Below are 23548 nucleotides of genomic sequence, written 5' to 3' on the forward strand. Positions count from 1 at the left end.
GCGAAACCACAATTGTACCAAATTTATTATCCTAACTTTACTCTCCTATGAATATGCTATTAAAATCATTTGATACCACACACGATACTTCTCCGTTCGCCAAGATCAAGAACGAAGATTATATTCCTGCTTTTGATGCTGCCATTGCGGATACCAAAAAGGAAATAGATGCCATTTGTGAAAACCCTGATCCGGCGACTTTCGAGAACAGCATTGAAGCCCTTTCTTTTTCGGGCATGCATCTGGACAGAATCTCCAATATCTTTTTCAACCTGCATTCCGCGGAGACGAACGACGAACTGGAGAAAATAGCACAAGAGGTGGCCCCAAAACTGGCCGACCTCAGCAGTGACATCACACTCAATGAAAAGTTGTTCGAGCGCATCAAGGCGGTTTACGACAGGAAAGCGGAACTTGGACTGACACAGGAGCAGGATACCCTATTGACAAAATATTACCTGGACTTTGTCCGCAATGGCGCATTGTTGCCATTGGACAAAAAAGAGGAACTGCGGAAAATCGATCAGGAATTATCGGTCCTGAAGCTGCATTATGGAGAACATGTGCTGGCCGACAGCAATGCTTACCAATTGCACATCTCGAAGCAGGAAGACCTTGCGGGATTACCGGAAGGCATTGTCGAGGCGGCGCATGAACTGGCGAAGGAAGAGGGCAAGGAAGGCTGGATCTTTACATTGGACTACCCGAGCTATATCCCCTTCATGACCTATGCCGACAACCGTGCGCTACGGAGGGAGATGGCGATAGCAGCGGGTAAAAAAGCCTACCAGAACAACGAGAACAACAACACGGATATCGTGCTAAAGATCGTGAACCTGCGCCACCAGCGGGCGCAGATCTTAGGCTATGCTTCCCACGCACATTTTATCCTTGAAGAACGCATGGCCAAAGATCCTGAGACGGTGAAATCATTTCTCGGCGACCTGCTTGCGAAGGGTAAACCTGCAGCGCTCCGTGAATTTGATGAGCTATCGGCTTTTGCCAAAGAACTTGACGGCTTGGATCAGCTGGAAAAGTGGGACGGCAGTTACTACAGCGAAAAATTGAAGCAGCAACGCTTCAACCTCGACGATGAAAAATTAAAACCGTATTTTAAATTGGACAATGTCCTGAACGGTGTATTTGACATTGCGCACCGCCTGTTCGGTCTGAACTTCAAAGAGGTGGGCACCATCGACAAATACCATCCCGAAGTACAGACCTTTGAGGTCCGTGATGACCATGGAGGGTTGGTTGCGATATTTTATGCGGACTTCTTCCCACGGAAGGGAAAGCGAAATGGCGCTTGGATGACGTCATTTAAACCCCAGTATCGACTGCATGGTGTAAATGAACGTCCTCATGTGTCCATTGTCTGTAATTTCTCCAGACCGACACCGACGAAACCATCGCTGCTGACTTTTAATGAGGTCACCACATTGTTCCATGAATTCGGCCACGCCCTTCACGGCATGCTTGCAGATACCACCTACCCTACCTTATCCGGAACCTCCGTTTATTGGGATTTCGTGGAGCTGCCAAGCCAGATCATGGAAAACTGGTGCTATGAAGAGGAGGCGCTGAAATTATTCGCCAAGCACTACGAAACCGGGGAGCTTATCCCGATGGAGTATGTCGAAAAAATCAAGGAAAGTGCGTCTTTTCTGGAAGGATTGGCCACCGTTCGTCAGATCAGCTTCGGTATGCTCGATATGGGTTGGCATGGCCAGGACCCATCGGCAATCAAAGACCTGAAGGCCTTTGAAAACGAACAGTTCGCGCCTACCCAGATCTATCCGGATGTGCAGGAGAATGCCATGAGCCCATCTTTCTCCCATATCTTCAATGGCGGGTATTCCTCCGGCTATTATTCCTATAAATGGGCAGAAGTATTGGATGCAGATGCATTCGATTATTTCAAACAGGAAGGGATATTCAATCCGGAAGTCGCACGGAAATTCAAGGAAAATATTCTATCCAAGGGCGGGACGGTCCATCCGATGGAGCTCTATAAAGCGTTCAGGGGACAGGAACCTTCCGTCGAACCACTCCTCAGACGAGCAGGTTTATTGGATTAAAACATGGGCAGCCAAGGGTTCAACAGATCCCTTGGCTGTTATTTACTTCACTAGCTAATATTTACTACATTTGACCATGCAGATTCCCATTAAGAATATGGTTTGCCCGCGTTGCGTGATGGCTATCGAACAGATCCTCGACCGCATGGATATCCCCTACAGTGAAGTCAGCATTGGGAGTGTAAATTTGGAAAGGGACCTGCAACCGGAGGAGCTGCAACGATTCGATCGGGAATTGCAGGAAATTGGCTTTGAAATCCTGCAGGACAGAAAACAGAAGCTTGCGGAAGAGATCAAGGTTGCCCTATTGGAAATGATCAATATGCCAACAGAACAACCCCTCAAGACGTCAACCTGGCTTTCCGAGAGATTCAATCTGGAATACACTTACCTCAGCAGCGTCTTTTCGGAGGTACAAGATGAAAACATCGAGAAATACCTCATCAAACTCAAGATCGAAAAAGCGAAGGAGCTCATATCCTACGACCAAAGCATGGCTGAAATAGCCGATCGCCTGCAATACAGTAGCGTAGCCCACCTCAGCAATCAATTCAAGAAGATAACCGGCATGACACCTTCGGAATACCGTAAAAATGTGCAGTTGAATCAAGGTTAAAAGAACAGAAGCGAAATAGTTACACCCCTGCCGGGTTTAGGTGGTGTAAAATGTACCCCATTAATGATAGCGTTATTATAGTGCGATCAACAAGCCCCTCACTGTCTCAAATCTCACATCTCATATCTCACATCTACCCATAAAAAAATAGGGGGTGTTTTTTGAAAACACCCCCTTTTTTTTATGGGCTAGAGCCTACTTCAAGTTATCTCTGTAAACTTTAGCTTTCTTTACTTCTGTTTGGATATCTTTACGGGAAGCATCGTACGTCAACACTTTCTCGTAATCTGTTACCGCTTTGTTGTAGGCTTCAGTAGCTGCAGCTTTGTTGTAGTTTGCAGCTCCTTTAGTACCTGTAAGGATACCTAGGTCACGGTAAGCGATTGCACGGTTTTGGTACAATTTAGCATCGTTCGCATTTACAGCGATTGCTTTTGTATAGTCAGCAACTGCAGAAGTCAATAAAGCTTGACGTTCTTGGTTGCTCAATTTTAGATCTTTGTTAACTGCCATGTTATTGTTCGCTTTCGCTTTGTAATAATATGCAGAAACATTCTTAGGGTCTAATGAAATAACCTTGGTGAAGTTAGCGACTGCTTTTTTGTAATCGCCGTTCTGAAATTGAGAGTAACCCAATAAATAAACTACTTCTGGTTCACTACCTGCTTTAGGAAGTGCTTTCTCAAATTGACTCGCAGCAGTTTTAAAATCGCCATCTAACAATGCTTTCTCACCGGCGCGTACGTTCGGGTCACTGTGCTGTTCTTTTGTCTGTGCTTGTGCACCCATCGTAGCTAAAGCCAATGCCACTGTAGCTAATCCAATCTTTACTGATTTCATCTGCGTATTTAATTTATTAAAGTTCATATCCGATTTTTATGTTGTTTTCCAATAATGTACGTGGTTCTCACGTATAGAGTAAAAATCCATCAAATAGTTTAACCGAACAACGAATAGTTATAAACATTTCCACATTTCAACGCTTTGTCTACTACCGTCCCTTTCTTTGGTCAAAAGTGACAAACGCCGTTCGATAACTGACGATTTAACAGATACGTTAACTTATTAGCATAAAATGTACCAAAAAAAACTCTTGGCACTTCCCTTGCATATCATAAGTAACATAAACATTAAAGATAATAAGCCGACAACGCTGACAACTTGTCGTTCTCGGCATGAAATAAAACATATGAGCAAATTTGATTCATTCAACTTTAATCAAACATTACCTATCATAAACGAAGAAACCGAATTCTTTCCTTTATTATCCCAACAAGATGAGGACGAGATGCAGAATGCGGAGGTACCGGAACAACTTCCGATCCTGCCCCTGCGCAATACGGTTTTATTCCCAGGGGTAGTGATTCCGATTACTGTTGGACGCGATAAATCCATCAAACTGGTAAAAGATGCCTACAAGGGCGATAAAACCATTGCGGTGGTCTCCCAGAAAGATATGAATGTGGAGGATCCTACTTTTGAGCAGATCAATAAAGTGGGAACCGTAGCGCATATCATCAAGATATTGCAGATGCCCGATGGCAATACTACAGTTATTATCCAAGGTAAACAGCGGATCAGACTAATGGAGCTTGTCCAATCGGAGCCTTACTTGATCGCGCAGGTCGAGCGTTTCCCGGAAGAGAAACCGAAGACCAGCAGCAAAGAATTCAAGGCTTTGATATCCTCGGTTAAGGAGTTGGCCCTGCAGATCATCCAATTATCGCCAAACCTACCTAGCGAGGCGGGCATTGCGATCAAGAATATCGAAAGTCCAACCTTCTTGGTGAACTTCATTTCCTCCAACCTGTCGCTCGAACTGGAGCAGAAACAGGATTTGTTGGAGATTAAGGATTTCGTCAAGCGGGCAAAGCTGTTATTGGAGCACCTGACCACGGAAATCCAGATGCTGGAGCTGAAGAACCAGATTCAGAATAAGGTTCGTGTTGATCTGGACAAGCAGCAGCGCGACTATTTCTTAAGCCAGCAGCTGAAGACCATCCAGGAAGAACTTGGCGGCAGCACGCCGGATTTGGAACTGGAGGAATTGAAGAAACGCGGCAAGGCCAAGAAATGGCCAGAAGATGTAGGCAAACATTTCCAGAAAGAACTGGAGAAGTTGGCACGCATCAATCCTGCTGCGGCGGACTATTCCGTTCAACTCAATTACCTGGAGTTGCTATTGGATTTGCCATGGGGTGAATTCAGCAAGGACAATTTCGACCTGAACCGTGCGGAAAAAATCTTGAACAAAGACCATTACGGCTTGGATAAGGTTAAACAACGTATCGTGGAGTATTTGGCTGTACTGAAGCTGAAGAACGACATGAAAGCGCCTATCCTTTGTTTGGTGGGTCCTCCAGGAGTCGGAAAGACGTCGTTGGGGAAATCCGTCGCGAAGGCATTGGGTAGAAAATATACCAGGATGGCGTTAGGTGGTATCCGTGATGAAGCGGAAATCCGCGGTCACCGGAAAACCTACATCGGTGCCATGCCGGGGCGTATCATACAATCCCTGAAAAAGGCAGGCACGTCAAATCCGGTATTCGTACTGGATGAGATCGATAAATTGGGATCTGATTTCAAGGGTGATCCTTCCTCCGCGCTATTGGAGGTTTTGGATCCGGAACAGAATACCCACTTCTACGACCATTATGTGGAGATGGAATATGACCTTTCCAAGGTGATGTTCATCGCAACGGCCAATTCCCTGAGTGGAATTCAGCCTGCATTATTGGACCGTATGGAAATCATCGAGGTGAATGGATATACCATTGAGGAGAAGATAGAAATTGCGAAGAAGCACCTGTTGCCAAAGCAACGCGAGATGCACGGCATCCAGGCGAAGGACATTGCACTGAAACCGAAGATGATCGAAAAGATCATTGAAGAGTATACACGGGAATCGGGGGTTCGTGGTCTGGAGAAAAAGATTGGTTCTGTGGTTCGCGGTATTGCAACGCGCATTGTCATGGAGAAGGATTATTCACCGAACCTTTCGGCAGAAGAAATTGAGGACATCCTCGGCGCACCGATATTTGACAAGGATCTCTACGAGAACAATGACATTGCTGGTGTGGTAACTGGACTTGCTTGGACTTCTGTAGGTGGTGATATCTTATTTATCGAATCCAGCTTAAGCCCGGGTAAGGGAAAATTGAGCCTTACGGGTAACCTCGGCGATGTAATGAAGGAGTCTGCTGCCATTGCCATGGCCTACCTGCGGTCCCACTCGGATGAGTTTGGCATCGACTACAAGGTGTTCGACCAATGGGATGTCAATATCCACGTTCCTGCGGGTGCTACCCCGAAGGATGGACCATCAGCCGGTGTGACGATGCTGACGGCGCTTGCCTCCCTGTTCACCCAGCGGAAAGTGAAATCCAAATTGGCCATGACCGGCGAAATCACCCTACGCGGAAAGGTGCTACCGGTTGGCGGGATCAAAGAAAAAATCCTTGCAGCCAAACGGGCAAACATCAAGGAGATCATCCTTTGCAAAGCCAATCAAAAGGATATCCAGGAAATCAAGGAAGACTATGTGAAGGACTTAACCTTCCATTATGTGACCGACATGAAGGAAGTGGTGAAACTAGCGCTTCTGGATGAAAAGGTAAAATATGCAAAGGAATTGAATCGCGCAGATTAAGACCTTTAGACTATAGATTTTAAAAAACCTGCCTCCACTCTGGAGTGCAGGTTTTTTTATGTTTCAGGATTGGTTGGGCGCATCCTTTTCTCCCCCGTCATGGGAATCTTAAAACTTCCGTTTCATTTCCATCCCTCCTGAAATTACTGTATGTTTGCAACAATGAATCCCACAAGTAAAACTACTCGTTTTATTAGCAGAGTCATCACCTCTCCCCTTTTGATTTATATTATCAGATGTCTGATAGGTTTTGTGATCGGATACCTCCTATATCTTCGCTTTAAACAATTCGAGATTTTCTGGGCTTTATTATCCATTATCCTGGTTATTTCACCGGAGGAAAAGGATTCCAAGCGGCTATCCATCGAGCGATTTAAATCGAATTTCGTCGGTTCTGTTGTGGCGATGGGATGCGTATGGCTGTTGCCCAAATCCGTGTACAGCATTATGGCGGGCATCGTCATTACCATTATCCTATGTCGGGCCTTCAAAATTCTGAACATGGCACGTGTTGCCATCGTGGCGCTGCTGATCATTATGATCGAACCGCACCATACTCAAGTGGCCTATACGCCGATCTACCGCGCGCTTTCTACCGGTATAGGTTGTATTATCGGTCTAACAATCGTCATTGCTAGCTCGGGCATTATCCATTTCCTGCGCAATAAATACCACATCTTCACCAACCCTTCGGATTAGCGGTTACCCATTTGCTCCCCTTTTCGGGCAGAATCCAATTAAATCCTTATTTTTGTTTCAATGATCGAACTTTACACAGACGGGGCATCCAGCGGCAACCCGGGACCTGGCGGATACGGAACTATATTACGTGCTATCTATCAGGGGGCAAACCCGGAATTTCAGGGTAAATTGATAGAGAAGGAATTTTCGGGCGGTTTTCGCAAGACGACCAATAACCGAATGGAACTGCTCGCCGTCATCATTGGCTTGGAAGCCTTAAAGAACCTCAATCAACAAGTCACGATCTTTTCAGACTCCAAATATGTCATCGATGCTATCGATAAGCGTTGGGTGTACGGCTGGATCAACAAGGGTTTCCAGGGCAAGAAGAACAAGGATCTCTGGATGCGGCTGATGAATGTCTATAAGCTCCACCAGATTAAATTGGTATGGGTCAAGGGGCATGCCGGCCATCCGCTGAATGAGCGATGCGATCAGCTCGCCGTTAAAGCCTCAAAGGACAAGAGCAATTGGAAGATCGACTCCGTATTCGAAGCCGAAATGCAGAAGGGAATGGATCTGTAAGGATCCTTCAACGCTAAGCTAAGTAACTCCGAGGTTTTAACTTTTCAAATGCCATCGGTAGGAAATCGATAAGATCAGTTGGCAACATACTGATTTCACCGAACTTTTCCTTTGCCAAATCCGCGGTCAAACCGTGTATAAATACCCCTAATTTTGCCGCTTCGAGCGGAACATATCCCTGTGCCAACAGGCTGCAAATGATCCCCGTGAGGACATCACCACTACCGCCAGTTGCCATTCCCGGATTTCCCGTAGAATTGAAATAGCAGGAACCGTCTTCGTCAATGATGGCTGTGTGAGCGCCTTTGATCAACAGGATAACCCCATGCGCTCTCGCAAAAGTTTTCGCCATTTCGATTTTTTCATAATCATCGGACCATTCGCCGATTAAGCGTTGCAATTCTTTGGGATGTGGGGTTAGAATAGTTTGTCGTGGTAGGAATTTTAGCAGATCCGCATGTTCCGAAAGGATATTGAGCGCATCAGCGTCCAGGATAATGCGTGCTTGGGACTTGAGATCCTGCATCCATTTACTAAAACCACGAACGGTAGATTCCCCCTTTCCCATACCGATCCCAACGCCAAAGGCTTGAAAGTTGCCATTATTTGAGAATTCTTCCAGTTGAAGCTTGCCACTATCCACCGAGAGCATCGCTTCCGGAACTGTAGATTGTAGAATAGGATGACCGATCTGTGGCACAACGGCTGTCAACAGGCCACAGCCCGACCGGAGTGATGCACGAGCACTCATCACGACAGCTCCCATCTTTCCTTCGCTGCCACCGATCAAACAGGCATGACCGAAAGTTCCCTTATGGGAAAACCGCGATCTTGGACGTAACAAACCTGCCACATCCTCGGCCACCGTATAATGGTATGCACCTTCGGCCTCGTCAAGTGCTTGCGTATCCAATCCGATATCCAAAACGGTGAATCCTCCTACCGCATAACCATATGCCGGGAGCAACAGATTGAGCTTGGGTACTTGGAAGGTATAAACTTTATCCGCATGCACCATCGGTGCACCAGAATCGATTAAACGGTCTGTCAGCAATCCCGAGGGCATATCGATGGATACCACAGGACCACCGAATCCATTGATCCGCCGAATAATGTTTACCCAGGAAATACCCAACTCCGAATGCAGGCCAGAGCCAAATAGACAATCGATGAGTAAGCCTGAAGCGGGCAATTTCAAATCATCATCAAGCGTGAACATCTCCTTTGCACCCAACTTCTGTTGATTGATGAGATTGTCGGGACTGTAATTTTCCGAGTGCAATAACTTAACCTCAACGTTATATCCCTGTTCGCCCAAAATACGTCCGATGGCCAGACCATCGCCGCCATTATTACCTTTTCCACAGATTATAACGATGGGCAATTCCTGTAGCCCTTCTCCAAAATCACTTTCCATTGCTTCCACAGCTTTCAAAGCCGCGCGCTCCATCAGCTCCCACGAGCTGATGCCCTGCCGTTGAATGGTTAACTGATCGATAAGTTGAAGTTGAGCGCCGTTCAGGATTTTCATGGGACATACTGTTGATTGATATAAATTTAAGGGAATATTTACTTTATGGAAAAGAAAAAGAAAATCCTCCGATCCTTTAAAACAAAAAAGCCTCCATTACGGAGGCTTATATCATTATGTTAATTCGTTAGTTCAAGTGCTTATGGAAGAAGCCCATCATTGCTTTGTAAAACTGGATCTGATTTTCTTCTTTTCCAAAACCATGCCCCTCATCGTATTTCACCATGTAAGGCACATCGACTCCTTTATCACGTAGTGCTTTGACGATCTGGTCTGCTTCGGCAATCTTTACGCGTGGGTCGTTTGCTCCCTGTACCACGAATAGAGGCGCTTTGATCTTATCCACATGGAACAATGGCGACACCTCTTTGGCGATTGCGGCCTCTTCTGCATTATCCGGATCGTACCAGATTTGATAGAGCATCTCGCGATAAGGTTTCCAGTATTCAGGGATGGAGTTCAATAGGGTAAAGATATTGGACACACCTACGTAATCCACACCAGCCTTATACAGGTCCGGTGTTTTGGTCAATCCCCGCAATACAGCATATCCGCCGTGGGAACCACCGTAAATGGCGATATTATCCTTATCTGCCCAGCCTTGCTCGATAGCATATTGCACACCATCTTCCACATCGTCCATTGCTTTGCGGCCGATTTCCTTGAATCCTGCTTTCAGGAAGTCCTTGCCGTAACCTCCGGACACGCGGAAGTTCACCTGCAGGGTTGCATAGCCATGGCTCGCAAACAGTTGTGTCTCCGGATTGAAACCCCAACTATCCCGCACACCCTGCGGACCGCCATGCGGGTTCACGATCAATGGCACTTTCTTTCCTTCCACAGCGGCCTTCGGCAACGTAATGTAGCCATGTAAGGTCAACCCATCCCTGGATTTGAAAGTGATTGGGCGCATTTCCGCCATATCCTCTTCCTTCAACTGTGGCATCAGGTCATACAATAGCGTTACTTTGTTGTTGACGGCATCCAAGTGATAGTACTTTCCATATAGTCTATCGCTCTGCACCATCACCAAGTATTGGTCCTCATTGTCCGTCTTACCGACAATGGAGTATTCATAGTTCGGAAATTCTTTCTTGAACTGCGCATAGATCCCCTTGAATGTGCTACTTTTCGGCTCGATCTCCACGCGCTCACCTTCATAACCTACATAATCAATTTCCCAATTGCGCTTACGCGACAAGCCCAGGATCGTTGCATCGTAATCGGCATTCGAATAGATTTCCTTAATGATCTTCTTTTGACCTAGATCGTAAAGCACGATTCTAGCTTTATCCGAATCCAGGTTGGTGAGTACGTATGCCTCATCCGGATTCTTGGAGGCGTAATTGAAGGACAGGATCGAAAATGTATCATACCAATTAGTCGTTCCGAACAGGTCAAAATCAGGTTTTCCCTGTTGCTTGTAAAAGAACTGGGTCTGGATACCGTTAAGCATTTTCGCATATCCTCTCAAATTACCATCCTTATCGAACTCATAGCCAACAATGGCATTCTCCGGGTCGGTATTCGTATACAGTTTCTCCATTTCGCCCGTATGGATATTCACCTTATAGGGCTCGAAGATCTGTTTATTATCCTTGTTCATTTGGATAATAATGAAATCTTTCTGTTCTTTCAGCATGTTCAGGATGCTCGCTTGCACGCCATCGAATGGTGTCAGGTCAATACTCTTGGTACCGTCGATATTCACGGCATACAGGTGATAATTTTCATTTCCACCCTGATCCATCACATACACCAACCGCTCATCATTTACCCAACCCATACCACGGATCAGTTCATCCTTTTCTTCAATTGCACGAACTACTTTTCCCGTTGCCACTTCTTTCACCATCACATGGCGCTTATTATTGGCATCCTTCTCCCTGTAGGAGATATACTTGCCATTTGGCGACAGTTGGAATCCAGAAGATTTCGGCTTGGCAAAGTAGTCTTCGACCTTGTAGGTATAGTTGCCGGCACCCAATGCGATCAATTTTTCCAATTCGGCATCGGTGGATACCAAGGAAGGATCCCCAGGCTTGCTGATCTTGGTTTTCTTCAGCTGCAATGGCATTTCCATACCCATTTGTTTGAAGGTCCCTTCAATCGTTTCCCCCTTCAATTCGCCCTCGTAGGTAAATCCAGCCTGATCCAGACCAAGTGTGAGTTTGTTATTTTCAAATTTAGCGGTTGACATCGGCAGACCGGACGCACCTTGAGCGGGAATGTCCAACGTCGCTGATAAACCACCGTCCTTTTCGGCAAGGTGGAATACCATTTCCAATTTCTGTCCTTGGGCGTCGATCTCGCCCTTCCAATCTCCTGTAATTTGAGCTTCTGCGGTAATCATCCCCAAAAATACAAATACAGTGAGTAAGATGTGCTGTTTCATACAAGATTAAGTTTATAGATTAGTCGTATTCATAATCAATTTGTTACAGCAATAATACTAATTAAAAACCATGAATAGGAAAAATTATTTCATATAGATTAAAATAAAATAATCCTAGCGATCCCATTGGTGTTGCTGCGATGAATGAGGTCTGCTTTGGCACATGTATATAGCTTAAAAAACGTACTTCTCTCCTTTCGTAAAAAATATTTTTTGTCAGCACCCACATTCGAAAAACACCGGCGCACGTCTTGCCACTAATCTGCCTAGCAAAGGTACCTTATAAACGTTTAATCCTTAGTTTTCTCTTTACCTATAAAACAACAATAACACACTCACAATCAATATCTTAACACAAAATTAACTGTTTAACCTTCAAATTTCAGCCTGGACCTTGTCTGAGGTGCGTCCGAGGTGAGAGCGTACTGAGACCGTGGTGAGACCGTGTCTATAGACACGCTTCCACCCCGATTACAATGCGCTCGCACCACGGATGCACCTCGAACAAGGTCTACATGTGCTCCACAGCGATTTCACCGATCGGCTGAAAAACGATATTCGTCATGGTATACGTAAATCATGTAGAAAAATCACATAGTGACAGCGTGGTCAGCTTGCGGAAATTGCAGAAAAAAAGTGGAATAAATGAAGAACCTTCAATTTGTCTAAAGAAGTGCGATTATTGTGATTGCTTGGCTCAATATACTAAATATTCCAGCATCTAACGGAATCTTAAACGTTTAAGTGGTGCCGATCCGAAACCACCTGAAATCAGTTCCTATTCCACATCAATATCCAGGTACACATGGTCTGTATTCATGAGTGCCCGGATGTGGAGCGGGACGATATTTTTAATCCCTGCGCAAAGCTTCCAATGGTGATCGGTTCAATACCGACAGGCTGTTTAACATCCCGATCACAACGGTCGCTATAACAATAGCCAGCAGTATCAAAATGATTGTGGCAATTGGCACTACAAACGTCACCTCAAAAACAAAATAGGCGAGCAGAAAACTTGCCAAAATCGCCAATATAATTCCCGTTAAGGCCGATAATAAGCCAAGGAATAAATACTCACTGATGGTGATCATATAGATTTGATGCTTGCTTGCACCCAAGGTCCGCAACAGCACATTTTCCCTAATCCGTTGATATTTGGATATGCGCACAGAAGAGATTAATACAATGATTCCTGTCAGGATACTGAAGCCGCCCATGAACTGGATGACAAAACCGATCTTATCCAGAATCTGCTGCAGGATCTGCAGTACCGTATTCATATCGATGACGGAAACATTGGGAAAACCATTGACCACCTGCTGCTGGAATTTGGAGGATTCCGTTTCCGTAGGCACTTTGGTCATCATGACATAAAACTGGGGTGCTTTATCGATGGTACCCTTCGCGAAAACAACCCTAAAGTTGGATTGAAAGCGATTCCAATCCACTTCCCGGATACTACTGACCTTCGCCGGTACGTCTAACCCCTGTACATTGAAAATCAGGATATCGCCGACCTTTGCCTTGAGGTTTTCGGCGTAACTTTTATCCAAGGATACCGCCGCAGTGTCGCTAGGACCGACTTCCGGTACCCATTCCCCATCAGTCAGTTTTTCAGCGATAGTCAAACTGTCTCGGTAGGTCGCTCGGATTTCTCCACGGAAAGCACGTGTTGATGCATCGGCACTCGTGTCGGCAACCGTCTCTTCCAGCCCACGGCCATTGATCTTCTCCAGCTGCATCGTGACAATCGGAACGGACTCCATAATGGGATATCCTGCCTGTTGAGCCAAGCTCTCTAGGGAATCCTTTTGGGATGGCTGAATATCGAATAGCAACATATTGGCTTGATTCTGCTCTGAAGAAAGCTTCACACGATTGATCAATAGATCCTGGACCAAGAACATGGTTGTAATCAATGCCGTCCCCAATCCTATCGAAACGATCAGGATACTGGTCTGGTTATTCGGGCGGTACAGGTTCGATAGTCCCTGCCGCCACAGGTAATTCCATCCTTTGGGAAAGAACCGACGGACCAGCCCCGTAAATAGTTTCGCCACACCGTACAACAGCAGGAAGGTAATGCCCACACCGAATACAAACACGATGGTCTGGATCCAGTTGTCCATCTGCAGTCGTGCAAACAGGGTTATAAAACCTATGATCAACAGGTAGATCCACCATTTCAATGGATCTTTGAACAGGCTTTCTTCCTTATCGGTTATCCGCAAAGAATTCAACGGCGAAATATTACGTACGGCCAATAGCGGCAGCAGCGCAAACAGCACGGCAATGATGACGCCCAAGACCATACCTTCCACGATAGCAAACCACGATATCCCTGTCGTGATGGCGACTGGGAGCACGTCCTGAAGGACCAAAGGGATCAAAAACTGGATGAGCGACCCTAAAATGGCGCCGATAAACCCGCCCAATAGGCCGATTCCGGCAAACTGAATCAGGAAAATAAAGAAGGCCTGTTTGGCGGTGGCACCGATACAGCGCAGAACGGCCACGGACAGCAACTTCTCCCGGACATAGATTTGTACCGCCGAGGAAACACCGATACAGCCGAGCAGGAGCGCAACAAATCCCACGAGTTCCATGAAACTGGCCAGATCGGCAAACGATCGGCCTGTATTTTCTTTGGTCGTCTGAATGGTCGACGACCTCAATTGCGTCAGTTCAATGCGCTTCTCCCATGCTTTCAAACGTTGATCGATGGGATATCCCGGAGGCAATTTAAAATAAAAATGATGTTCAATCCGGCTTCCCTGCTGCCGCAGTCCGGAATTTTCCAATTGCTCAAGTGGCACATAGATGGTCGGGGCCATCGCACCGGCAAACGAGGTGGAACCCGGCTGGGAAAGAATATTGCCGAGTATGGGGTATCCGTTGTTTCCCAACTGGACACTATCCTTTACCTGCGCATTGAACTGCAACATCAGGGAATTCTCGACAAAAACCCCTTTTTGCTTTCCGAACATAGAAAATCCGTCGGTTGGTTTGGTCTCGATTTCCCCATAAAAAGGATAGGGTCCCGTTAAGGCGCGCACCTGCACCAACCGGGAGCCATCGGCTTTCGGGAAGCGGACCATGGAAACAAAACGTTCCTCTTGAGCATAGCCAACACTGATCGCCTTCATGGAATCGATAAACGCTAGGGCTTCCTTGGTCGGTTCCTTACCGGTCTCCAGGTGCAGGTCCGCTCCGATCAACCCGGCAGCCTGCAGGTCTATATCTTTCTGCAGGTTGGTATTGAAGGTATTCATGGCGACCAGCGCCGCAATACCCAAAATTATGGACGATATAAATAAAAAGAGTCGGCCTCTATTCTTGCGGCTGTCCCGCCAGGCCATCAAAAAGATCCATTTCCAATTCATTGTACACGTCCTCCCTTGATTGGAATGATCTTCTGGGTCTTAGCCGCCAGGTCCATGTCGTGTGTCACAATGACCAAGGTCGTTCCGGATTCGGTATTCAGTTGGAACAGCATATCCTCAATGATGACACTGGTTTCGGCATCCAAATTCCCGGTCGGTTCATCGGCAAAAAGGATCTTGGGTTTATTCGCGAAGGCCCGCGCTAGGGAAACCCGTTGCTGCTCCCCGCCCGATAATTGGGAAGGGTAATGGTCAGCGCGTTTTCCAAGGCCTACCCGCTCCAGCAGGGCCATGGCTTCAGTTTGTTTATTTTTCATGCCCCGCAATTCCATGGGAACCAGCACATTTTCCAGGGCTGTCAATGTCGGCAGCAACTGGAAATTCTGGAACACAAAACCCACATGCTCATTTCGGATGGCGGCCAATTTATCTTCGCTCAACCCCGTCAGGTTGATGCCATTCAGGATGATATCGCCTTCAGAGGCTTTATCCAAGCCCGCGCAGAGTCCCAATAGGGTGGTTTTCCCACTACCAGAAGGGCCAACAATGGATACCGTGGACCCCTCCTCGATCTCAAAATTGATATCCTGAAGGATGGGAAGTTGTTTGTCGCCGATAAGGTAATGTTTGAAAACGTGCGCTACACGCAATATCATAGTTGATGTCATGGAACTAAATTTATAGATAATTTTTAATTAAATTAGCTACATGAATCACAAGAACGTCCTACTATATGCAGTTTTAAGCTTTTTTTTACTTATATCTTGCAATTCGACCGGCAGTAATAGCCGGGCAGAAAATACAGCCGACACCAGTGCTATCGAACAGCCCAAGGTGGAGAAGAATAAACGTATTCTTTTTTTCGGAAACAGCCTTACTGCTGGTTATGGTCTGGATTCCAAGGATTTGGCCTTTCCGAACCTTATTCAGCAGAAAATAGACTCCTTAAATCTTCCTTATACCTGCGTTAATGCTGGATTGAGCGGTGAGACCACGGCAGGTGGTTTGGATCGGATCGATTGGATCCTAAAAGACCCTGTTGATGTCTTTGTTCTGGAGCTGGGCGCGAACGATGGTCTTCGGGGCATCTCCACCGAAACAACTACTAAAAACCTCAAAGCCATTGTGGAGAAAGTACGCAAAGCGTATCCCGATTGCAAAATGGTGCTCGCCGGCATGATGGTCCCTCCGAGCATGGGAGAAAAATACTTCAATGATTTCTCGGCAATCTTTCCGAAGGTAGCCAAAGAAGAGAATATGACCTTGGTTCCATTCCTTTTGGACCGCGTGGCGGGAATAACAGCCTTAAATCAATCGGATGCCGTACATCCGACCAAAGAGGGTCAGGTCATCCTGGCTGAGAATGTATGGAAACATCTGCAAGGTATATTGTAAGCGAGCAGATCGCTAAAAAAGAATAAAGGGGATACGCTGCGTATCCCCTTTATTCTTTAGCTTATTTCAGGAACACTTCCTGATGCAGTTGCGTCACATCGACATTCGGAAATTGCCTATCAAAGTCGATCAGCACATCGGTGGAATCCACTTTTCCATCCCCGTTGGAATCCCAATCCATGGCCACATAATATTTCACCTTATCCCCTTCATTGATGGCAGGTTTGATCAGGGAGGTATGGTCCACAGGAATGTTAAATTCTACAGAGAACGGAATGGTAGCGGCTTCGAAGTCTACTTCATCCAATAAGGTAGCTTCCACATCGGCCACATTTTCGGGCACAGCAAATAATTTCATCTTTCCTTTCGGGTTGGTAATACCAGAGTCTGCCTCGCCCTTAAATTCAACCGTCATCAGCGAAGGCTGTTTCTCAGCTTCACCAGAACCTTTTAGGCCACAGCTTGCGAATAGCAAGGCGCCCAAACTGAATAATACAAATGATTTCATAACTTATTTGTTTTGATAATTAAATATAACATTATTATATTAACTATAATGATTGGTCATCATAAATATAACAAAAATTTTTGTTAAAGGTTTTTACAAATTTTCAACCCAAGTTTTTGGTACGAAAACCATAACCATTCACATAGGGCAATAAAAAAACTGCTCAATCTCTTGAGCAGTTTCCTATACGTTTTATTGTGGATTGCTTATCCGAACTGACCTTGGATATAGTTTGCAGTCATCTCATTTACCGGGTTGGAGAAAATCTGGCGTGTTGGTCCTTCCTCTTTCACTTCTCCCAAATACATAAATACCGTTTTATCGGCAATACGCTGCGCTTGCTGCATGTTGTGTGTTACGATGACAATGGTATACTTCTCTTTCAGGTGGGAAATCAATTCCTCGATCTTCAAAGTACTTACAGGGTCCAGAGCGGAACAAGGTTCATCCATTAAGATAACCTCAGGGCGCAGGGCCACGGCTCTCGCAATACATAAGCGTTGCTGCTGACCACCGGATAACCGTGTTGCCGGCATCTTCAGATCCCCTTTCACCTCTTCCCAAAGGAAAGCTTCACGCAGGGCCTTCTCAATAACGGATTTATCGTGCGGCAGGTTGTTGATTTTCAAGCCGTACGCGATATTATCGTAGATACTCTTTGGAAAAGGGTTGGCTTTCTGGAATACCATACCGATACGCTTCCTGATTTCCGTTACGGGAACGGTACGGGAATAGAGGTCCAATTCTTCCAAACGCAAGTTTCCAGTGATCTTCGCATCAGGAGAAAGGTCGTGCATGCGGTTGAAGGAACGCAATAAGGTACTCTTACCGCAACCTGATGGACCGATCAAAGCGGTGATCTCATTCTCTGCGAACTGCACATTGATATCTTTCAGGACATGCTTTGTCCCGAAACTAATATTTAGATTTTCTGTAGATAGCTTAGTTTTCATTCTTTCTGTACTTATAACGAATATAAAATGCGGTCAGATTCAATAGAAAAACCACAATGATTAATACCAATGCCGTACCATATGCAATCGGGCGAACTTCATCGATCGATTGGTGCTGGGTAGAGAGCATATATAGGTGGTATGGCAGCGCCATGAATTCCTGATTGATGTAGCCGCTGGTACCGTTGATATAGAATGCAGCGCCCGTAAACAGGATCGGTGCGGTTTCACCGGCAGCGCGGGAAAGCGTCAGGACGACCCCGGTCAATATGCCCGACATGGCCGAAGGGATCACGACATCTTTAATGGTTTCGAATTTTGTTGCACCTACCGCTAGGGCAGCTTCGCGGGTACTGTTGGGTATCCGCATCAGGGCTTCTTCCGTCGTGGTGATGATATAGGGCAAGGACAGGAGGCCTAAGGTAAGGCCGGCAGCGATCAGGGAGGTCCCGAACTGCAGGGCCTGTACAAATAGGGCCAATCCAAATAGACCATAGATGATGGAAGGAACACCGGATAGATTCCGGATGGATGCCCGGATGGTTCTGGTCAACCAGTTGTCCTCTGCATATTCTTGCAGGTAGATGGCACAGGCCACGCCAAAAGGGATGGCGAACAGGGCGGTGATCAAGGTCAGCAATACGGTCCCGATAATGGGTGTGATAATCCCCCCTTTGGTCATGCCGTCCGTAGGGACTTTCGTGACAAATTCCCACGACAATTGGCCGGCACCCTTGGAAACAATTTCCCAGATCACAACGACCAAGAAGAAACAAACCAACAAGGTACTGATCAATAAAGTACCCCATTCTACTACACTGGATAATTTATTGGTTCTACGCAGCATGATATTTTCTAAATCGGTTAATAAAATATTCACCCAACATATTCGCTGCCAGGGTCATGATAAACAGCACTGTCGCGATGGCGTACAGGGCAAAGTAATGTGTCGTTTGATAAGGTACCTCACCCATTTCGATGGCGATGGTCGCTGTCATGGTCTTTACAGAATCGAACATGCTGCTCGGCATGATGGCGGCATTACCTGTGGCCATCAATACGGTCATCGTTTCTCCGATCGCCCGTCCGACCCCCAACATCACTGCAGCAATAATACCCGGAGCGGCCGCAGGTATGATCACCTTCCGGAGGGTCTGCCATTTGGTGGCTCCCACGCCATAACTGGCTTCCTTATAGGTTTTCGGCACCGCATGGATGGCGTCCTCCGCAACGGTGATGATGGTCGGAAGCGCCATAACAGCCAACAAGATTGCCCCGTTCAGGGCATTCAAGCCATTGGATAGGTCTGCGATACTCGCAATACCCGGACTAACGACTACGATTCCCAAGAATCCGATAACTACGGAAGGGATAGCCGCCAGCATCTCAATGGTAGGCTTCAATATATTCTTTAACCGTGGGCTAGCATATTCAGCAATGAATGCGGCTGTTCCAATCCCTAGCGGGATCGCGATCACCATAGCACCGAAGGTCACAATGGTGGTACTTAAAATCAATGGCAACATTCCATATTGTGGATTCTTTGCCGTTGGGTTCCATTCCATACCGGTAATGAAATCCAAAGGTCTTACATCCATGAAGAATGAAAAGGAATTGTAAACTAACATGGCTAGGATACCACCCAATAGGGCAAGTACCAGGAACCCTGTCGCCTTGAAAACGTACTTGAAGAATACGTCCAAGGATAAGCGTGCTCTATATTTCATTTGTTTGGTTTTCTAAGATGTAATATCCATGATCCTCAATCTGCTGTCTACCGGCAGGGCTTCGCTCATAGTTGATAAACTTGCGCACCTTTTCCCAGGACTCAGCTAGGATAAATTGATACAATGGTCTTTGAAAAAAATAGGTACCTGCATTGATTGCCGATTGGTCCATTGGAGAGATGGCTACCTCCCCTTTTTTCGGCGCTATTCTCAAGATTTTCACGTTCTGGGAAGCTGATGGATCGTGCGCCACATACCCTGCACCGACATAACCGACGCCCGTTTTATCGGCTTTGACACCTTCGATAATCTGTGCATTTCCGGTCATTTCTTTTGCGGTATTGGAGAACTCGATCTTTAGCTTTTTCTTGACGAAGGAATGGGTACCGGAACTGCTCTGTCTTCCGTAGATGTTGATGGGCATAGCTTTACCTGTAATGGATTCCCAATCGCGAATTTCACCGGAAAGAATTTTACCGAGCGTCTCCACGTCGATCTCCTCCAAGGGCAGATCTTTGTGCACGATAAATGCGGTCGCATCCTCAGCGAATACAACAGTCTTGATTTCTATATCCTTATCCTTGAACTGTTTTACTTCCTCATCCGAAAGCGGTCTGGAAGAATTGGCGATATCTGCTTGTCCATTCATGAGGGAAGTGATCCCTAAACCGGATCCACCACCAGAAATAGCAATGCTGAAGGTTGGATCAACTTTCGTAAAATTCTCAGCTAAATTTACGGCTAAATTTACCTCCGTATCCGAACCCTTCATCTTAATGGAGCTGGCCCCACTGCTGCAGGAAGCGAGGAAGAAAACCCCGAGCAAACCCGCGCAAGGAATGATTTGATTAAGTCGTATTCTCATCCCTGCAAAATTGAAAATTAGAAATTAACAAATTGTTAACTCAAGATTACCTAATCTGTCGAATTCAGGAATTATGTAAATAAATTGTAATAATCAGATTAAGCCGATGTTAAGTATTAGAATGAAATTAGCTGAATCACAATAAAATCTTCCCCTTGTAACTTTTTTGTCCCGATGTAGACCCCGACTATGTAATAGGCTGGAACGGCATATTGTTCTTTTACATATTCTAAAAAAATAATAATTTGCAAAAAATACTAACTATTTATGAGCCACGGGAAATTACGTGAGGACAAGACTTGCCTCAATTGCGGTCACACTGTCAACGAGCATTTCTGTCCGCATTGCGGTCAGGAGAATACAGAGCCGAGACAACCCTTCCATTACCTTTTCACCCATTTTTTTGAAGATTTTACCCATTACGATGGTCAGTTTTGGAAGACGATGCGCTATCTGCTATTCTCTCCGGGCAAATTGACCAAGATTTACCTATCTGGAAAGCGACAGGGATATGTCCCTCCTGTCAAACTGTATATCTTTATTTCCTTTGTTACGTTCTTTCTGGCGTCCTTTATGTCGGTCAATACCGGCGGTGACAGCAGCCATGGCGAGCACGCTGTTGTGGATAGGAATGAAAAAACAATCAACCTGCAGGATTCTATCCTGAACCGCGCTTTAAAGGACCCGGATCTGACAGCTGAAGATTCAGCCTTTCTCATCAAAACCATAGGCAATAAAAAGGGAAAGCAGCTAGCAGATGGTCTGCTCGGCATGACCGAAGACGAGGGGGCGCGTGCGGGAACTATCTATGGCACACGCAATATCGCCGAATATGACTCCCTGGTGCGTGCTGAAAATTCCTTTATCGGAAAGATCCTCAGGCCCTATGCGAATAAATTCTTTGAATTGAAAGGACATGGAAAAACCACACAAGAAATTGCAAAAGGTTTTATTACTGTATTTATGCATACCTTCCCGAAGGCCTTATTCTTTTACCTGCCCGTTTTCGCCTTTATCCTTTGGCTGTTCCATAACAAAAAGAAATGGTGGTACTATGAGCATGGTGTATTTACACTGCACTACTTTTCCTTCCTATTGATTGTTGCCATTTTCTTTATTTTGATGAACTTCCTGGAATCCTCGCTATCGGGCCAGGTCTGGTTCAATCACCTCAGTACGTGGATCTATACCATTGCATTGATCTATTCGGCAATCTACTTCTTTATTGCACACCATAGGTTCTATGCTACAAGAAAAAGAAGCAGCCTATTTATCGGCCTCTTGGTGTTTCTGTTCAATACGTTTGCTTTCGGCATTACCCTACTCCTATTGACGGGAATTAGCATCCTGTTGATTCACTAACCTAACAAAAACATAACAAAGCCGCCCAAGGATTTCCTTGGGCGACTTCTCTTTTTTCACTATGGCGATTTACCAACCTGGGTTCTGGCCCAGAAGTTCGTTCAGCACCAAATCTTCATTTGCTATAGGTCTAAGGTATTTTTTATCCTCAAATTTTCTGTTTTCATCCGCACGCCAGATAATGTGGCCTTTTGTTCCTTCGGAGAGTTTAGCCGCTTTTCCATCTACCACGTAATACACAACTCCGGCTTTTGGGCTTGCAGGCGTCTTGGTGACAAAAGATACATCTGGGGTACCATTGCCATCCAGATCCATCTCGCGATCCATCGCCGGCACATAGATACCTTTCCATGGCATCTCCAAGAGCTTACCTTTTCTCCATCGCATCAGATCCTGATAACGCAGCCCTTCGTACACCAACTCAATGCCTCGCTCCCTACGTACTTCCATCAGGAATTTATCCGAAACTTCCGGGAAGTAAACCTGTTGCAGATACGTGTCCAATGTTGCAGGAACTGCGGCATTTACGCCAGCACGTTTCCGCAATGCGCCAATGGTCTGATCCCAAATACCGGCATCCATTTTCCCCAATTCCGCTGTCGCTTCAGCATAATTCAAGAGGATCTCCGCATAACGCATCATCGTTACGGAGTTGTAGCTCTCGGTAATACCATCTAAGCGCTTGTCATCCAAGCTGAATTTCAACAGGTGATATCCGGTGAAGGTATAGCCAAAGTTGGCGGGAGCCGCCGAACCATCGGACCGCTTGTAACCCAATCCACGGATGGTCTGGCTCAGGCGCGGATCTCTGTCTTTCATCTCGTCTACGAAAAGAATTTCATCATATCCTGGCTTATCGGTAAAACGGCTGCCATCCTTGTTCAGATAGGTATTCACGAATTGCTTATTCAATCCCCATCGTGCACCGAAAGTGGCAGAATTGAATTTCCAGGTTACTTCATGCCAACGCTTCAGGGCATTGTTGTATACGTTTGCCCACATCACCTCCGTATTCACTGGGTTTTCGCTGGTAAATAGCGTGCGGTAATCGGAATTCGGTGAACCTGTGCTATATAGACTATACTGTTTGGCATCCATAAGCTCCTTGGAAGCATTCATGGATTCCGTCAGCCATTTTTCGGAGGAGCTCTGCAGACCCAATTGCGTATGGTATTTTCGATAGGTTCCTTCGAAGAGGCACACTCTGGATTTCAAGCCCAAGGCCACCCATTTGGTGATCATGGATGATGAATTATCCTTTTTGTTCCGGATATTGGCGACCGCATAATTCAAATCCGCCAACACCGAATCCATCACCACGGCGCGTTTATCACGTCCCTTGTACAATCCTTCTTTGTCATCCGGTGCCAATGGCTTCCCATACCAAGGTACATCCCCATAGGTCTGCACCATATCGAAGTAGAACATGGCCCTGAAGAACCGCGCCACACCCGAATAGTGTTTCCGCGCTTCCTCTGGAATAGCCGGATTATCGTATTTACTGAGGAAATAGTTTATATTCCTCAATTTTGTCCAGGACCACACACCCTGATCGACAGGTGAAAAGTTTCCCGCGATAAAGGTCGGCGAATTGTTCTTGGAGGTATACTCCCCCATTTCATCGGCCTGCACAATGGCAAGAGCAGACGGTATAAATTGTTGGTAGAAAGAATTCGAATAGAGTTGCAGGTCCGTCTCGGTTGCAAAAAATGTATTCGGCGTTAATTTATCGAAAGGTTGGCGGTCCAGGAAGTCCTTGCTGCAGGACGTCATTGCCAGGGCTGCCAGACCCAATATACTATATGTTATGAATTTCATGG

General features: G+C 46.0%; 18 protein-coding genes. 7 read left to right on the plus strand and 11 right to left on the minus strand.

The features are described from left to right. Positions 1-47: 47 nt before the first annotated feature. Both G6N79_RS15655 and G6N79_RS15660 read left to right on the plus strand, forming a co-directional pair. Entirely contained in the window at positions 48-2078 is a 2031-nt protein-coding gene (locus G6N79_RS15655; RefSeq protein WP_103906139.1) for a M3 family metallopeptidase, read from the plus strand. Between the two features lie 76 nt (positions 2079-2154). After that, the gene (locus tag G6N79_RS15660) at positions 2155-2694 is read left to right on the plus strand and encodes a helix-turn-helix domain-containing protein (protein ID WP_103906140.1); all 540 of its coding nucleotides are present in this window, start codon (positions 2155-2157) and stop codon (positions 2692-2694) included. Positions 2695-2889: 195 nt separating this feature from the next. Here G6N79_RS15660 and G6N79_RS15665 read toward each other — a convergent pair whose 3' ends face one another. Continuing rightward, the gene (locus tag G6N79_RS15665; RefSeq protein ID WP_103906141.1) at positions 2890-3561 is read right to left on the minus strand and encodes a tetratricopeptide repeat protein; all 672 of its coding nucleotides are present in this window, start codon (positions 3559-3561) and stop codon (positions 2890-2892) included. 322 nt (positions 3562-3883) lie between these two features. On the opposite strand from G6N79_RS15665, the gene lon reads away from it, so the two are divergent. From lon to rnhA, 3 genes are all read left to right on the plus strand, one after another. Next, entirely contained in the window at positions 3884-6343 is a 2460-nt protein-coding gene (gene lon, locus G6N79_RS15670; RefSeq protein ID WP_103906142.1) for an endopeptidase La, read from the plus strand. Between the two features lie 252 nt (positions 6344-6595). Continuing rightward, positions 6596-7042, plus strand: a complete 447-nt coding sequence (locus tag G6N79_RS15675) for an FUSC family protein (RefSeq protein ID WP_200818781.1) — start codon at positions 6596-6598, stop codon at positions 7040-7042. 60 nt (positions 7043-7102) lie between these two features. After that, positions 7103-7609, plus strand: a complete 507-nt coding sequence (gene rnhA / locus G6N79_RS15680) for a ribonuclease HI (RefSeq protein WP_103906144.1) — start codon at positions 7103-7105, stop codon at positions 7607-7609. Positions 7610-7622: 13 nt separating this feature from the next. Here rnhA and G6N79_RS15685 read toward each other — a convergent pair whose 3' ends face one another. The 4 genes from G6N79_RS15685 to G6N79_RS15700 all read right to left on the minus strand — a co-directional run bounded on the left by G6N79_RS15685 (position 7623) and on the right by G6N79_RS15700 (position 15586). Then, on the minus strand, positions 7623-9140 hold the full coding sequence (locus G6N79_RS15685) for an NAD(P)H-hydrate dehydratase (protein WP_103906145.1): 1518 nt from the start codon (positions 9138-9140) through the stop codon (positions 7623-7625). Between the two features lie 127 nt (positions 9141-9267). Then, a complete protein-coding gene (locus G6N79_RS15690) occupies positions 9268-11535 on the minus strand; it encodes an alpha/beta hydrolase family protein (RefSeq protein WP_103906146.1) in 2268 nt (755 codons plus the stop codon). 851 nt (positions 11536-12386) lie between these two features. Then, positions 12387-14918 (minus strand): ABC transporter permease, encoded by a 2532-nt coding sequence (locus G6N79_RS15695; protein WP_103906147.1) that lies wholly within the window; start codon positions 14916-14918, stop codon positions 12387-12389. Beyond that, entirely contained in the window at positions 14915-15586 is a 672-nt protein-coding gene (locus G6N79_RS15700) for an ABC transporter ATP-binding protein (RefSeq protein ID WP_200818782.1), read from the minus strand. Before G6N79_RS15700 ends, G6N79_RS15695 begins: the two co-directional genes overlap by 4 nt. 40 nt (positions 15587-15626) lie before the next feature. On the opposite strand from G6N79_RS15700, the gene G6N79_RS15705 reads away from it, so the two are divergent. Then, on the plus strand, positions 15627-16313 hold the full coding sequence (locus tag G6N79_RS15705; protein ID WP_103906149.1) for an arylesterase: 687 nt from the start codon (positions 15627-15629) through the stop codon (positions 16311-16313). Positions 16314-16374: 61 nt separating this feature from the next. On the opposite strand, the gene G6N79_RS15710 is transcribed toward G6N79_RS15705, so the two are convergent. From G6N79_RS15710 to G6N79_RS15730, 5 genes are all read right to left on the minus strand, one after another. After that, positions 16375-16821, minus strand: coding sequence for a hypothetical protein (locus tag G6N79_RS15710; RefSeq protein ID WP_103906150.1), 447 nt, complete (start codon positions 16819-16821; stop codon positions 16375-16377). 206 nt (positions 16822-17027) lie between these two features. After that, a complete protein-coding gene (pstB, locus tag G6N79_RS15715) occupies positions 17028-17774 on the minus strand; it encodes a phosphate ABC transporter ATP-binding protein PstB (RefSeq protein ID WP_103906151.1) in 747 nt (248 codons plus the stop codon). Then, the gene (gene pstA, locus G6N79_RS15720; protein ID WP_103906152.1) at positions 17764-18621 is read right to left on the minus strand and encodes a phosphate ABC transporter permease PstA; all 858 of its coding nucleotides are present in this window, start codon (positions 18619-18621) and stop codon (positions 17764-17766) included. Before pstA ends, pstB begins: the two co-directional genes overlap by 11 nt. Beyond that, positions 18611-19501, minus strand: coding sequence for a phosphate ABC transporter permease subunit PstC (gene pstC, locus G6N79_RS15725; protein ID WP_103906153.1), 891 nt, complete (start codon positions 19499-19501; stop codon positions 18611-18613). Before pstC ends, pstA begins: the two co-directional genes overlap by 11 nt. Continuing rightward, complete coding sequence (locus G6N79_RS15730) at positions 19491-20366, minus strand: PstS family phosphate ABC transporter substrate-binding protein (RefSeq protein ID WP_103906154.1); 876 nt, start codon at positions 20364-20366, stop codon at positions 19491-19493. The genes pstC and G6N79_RS15730 overlap by 11 nt, the downstream gene beginning before the upstream one ends. A gap of 267 nt (positions 20367-20633) precedes the next feature. On the opposite strand from G6N79_RS15730, the gene G6N79_RS15735 reads away from it, so the two are divergent. After that, positions 20634-21728, plus strand: coding sequence for a DUF3667 domain-containing protein (locus G6N79_RS15735; protein ID WP_103906155.1), 1095 nt, complete (start codon positions 20634-20636; stop codon positions 21726-21728). Between the two features lie 69 nt (positions 21729-21797). Here the strand turns inward: G6N79_RS15735 and G6N79_RS15740 are convergent, their stop codons facing one another. Next, entirely contained in the window at positions 21798-23546 is a 1749-nt protein-coding gene (locus G6N79_RS15740) for a RagB/SusD family nutrient uptake outer membrane protein (RefSeq protein ID WP_103906156.1), read from the minus strand. Positions 23547-23548 lie beyond the last annotated feature (2 nt).

The organism is Sphingobacterium lactis, from assembly GCF_011046555.1.
Lineage (GTDB): Bacteria > Bacteroidota > Bacteroidia > Sphingobacteriales > Sphingobacteriaceae > Sphingobacterium > Sphingobacterium lactis.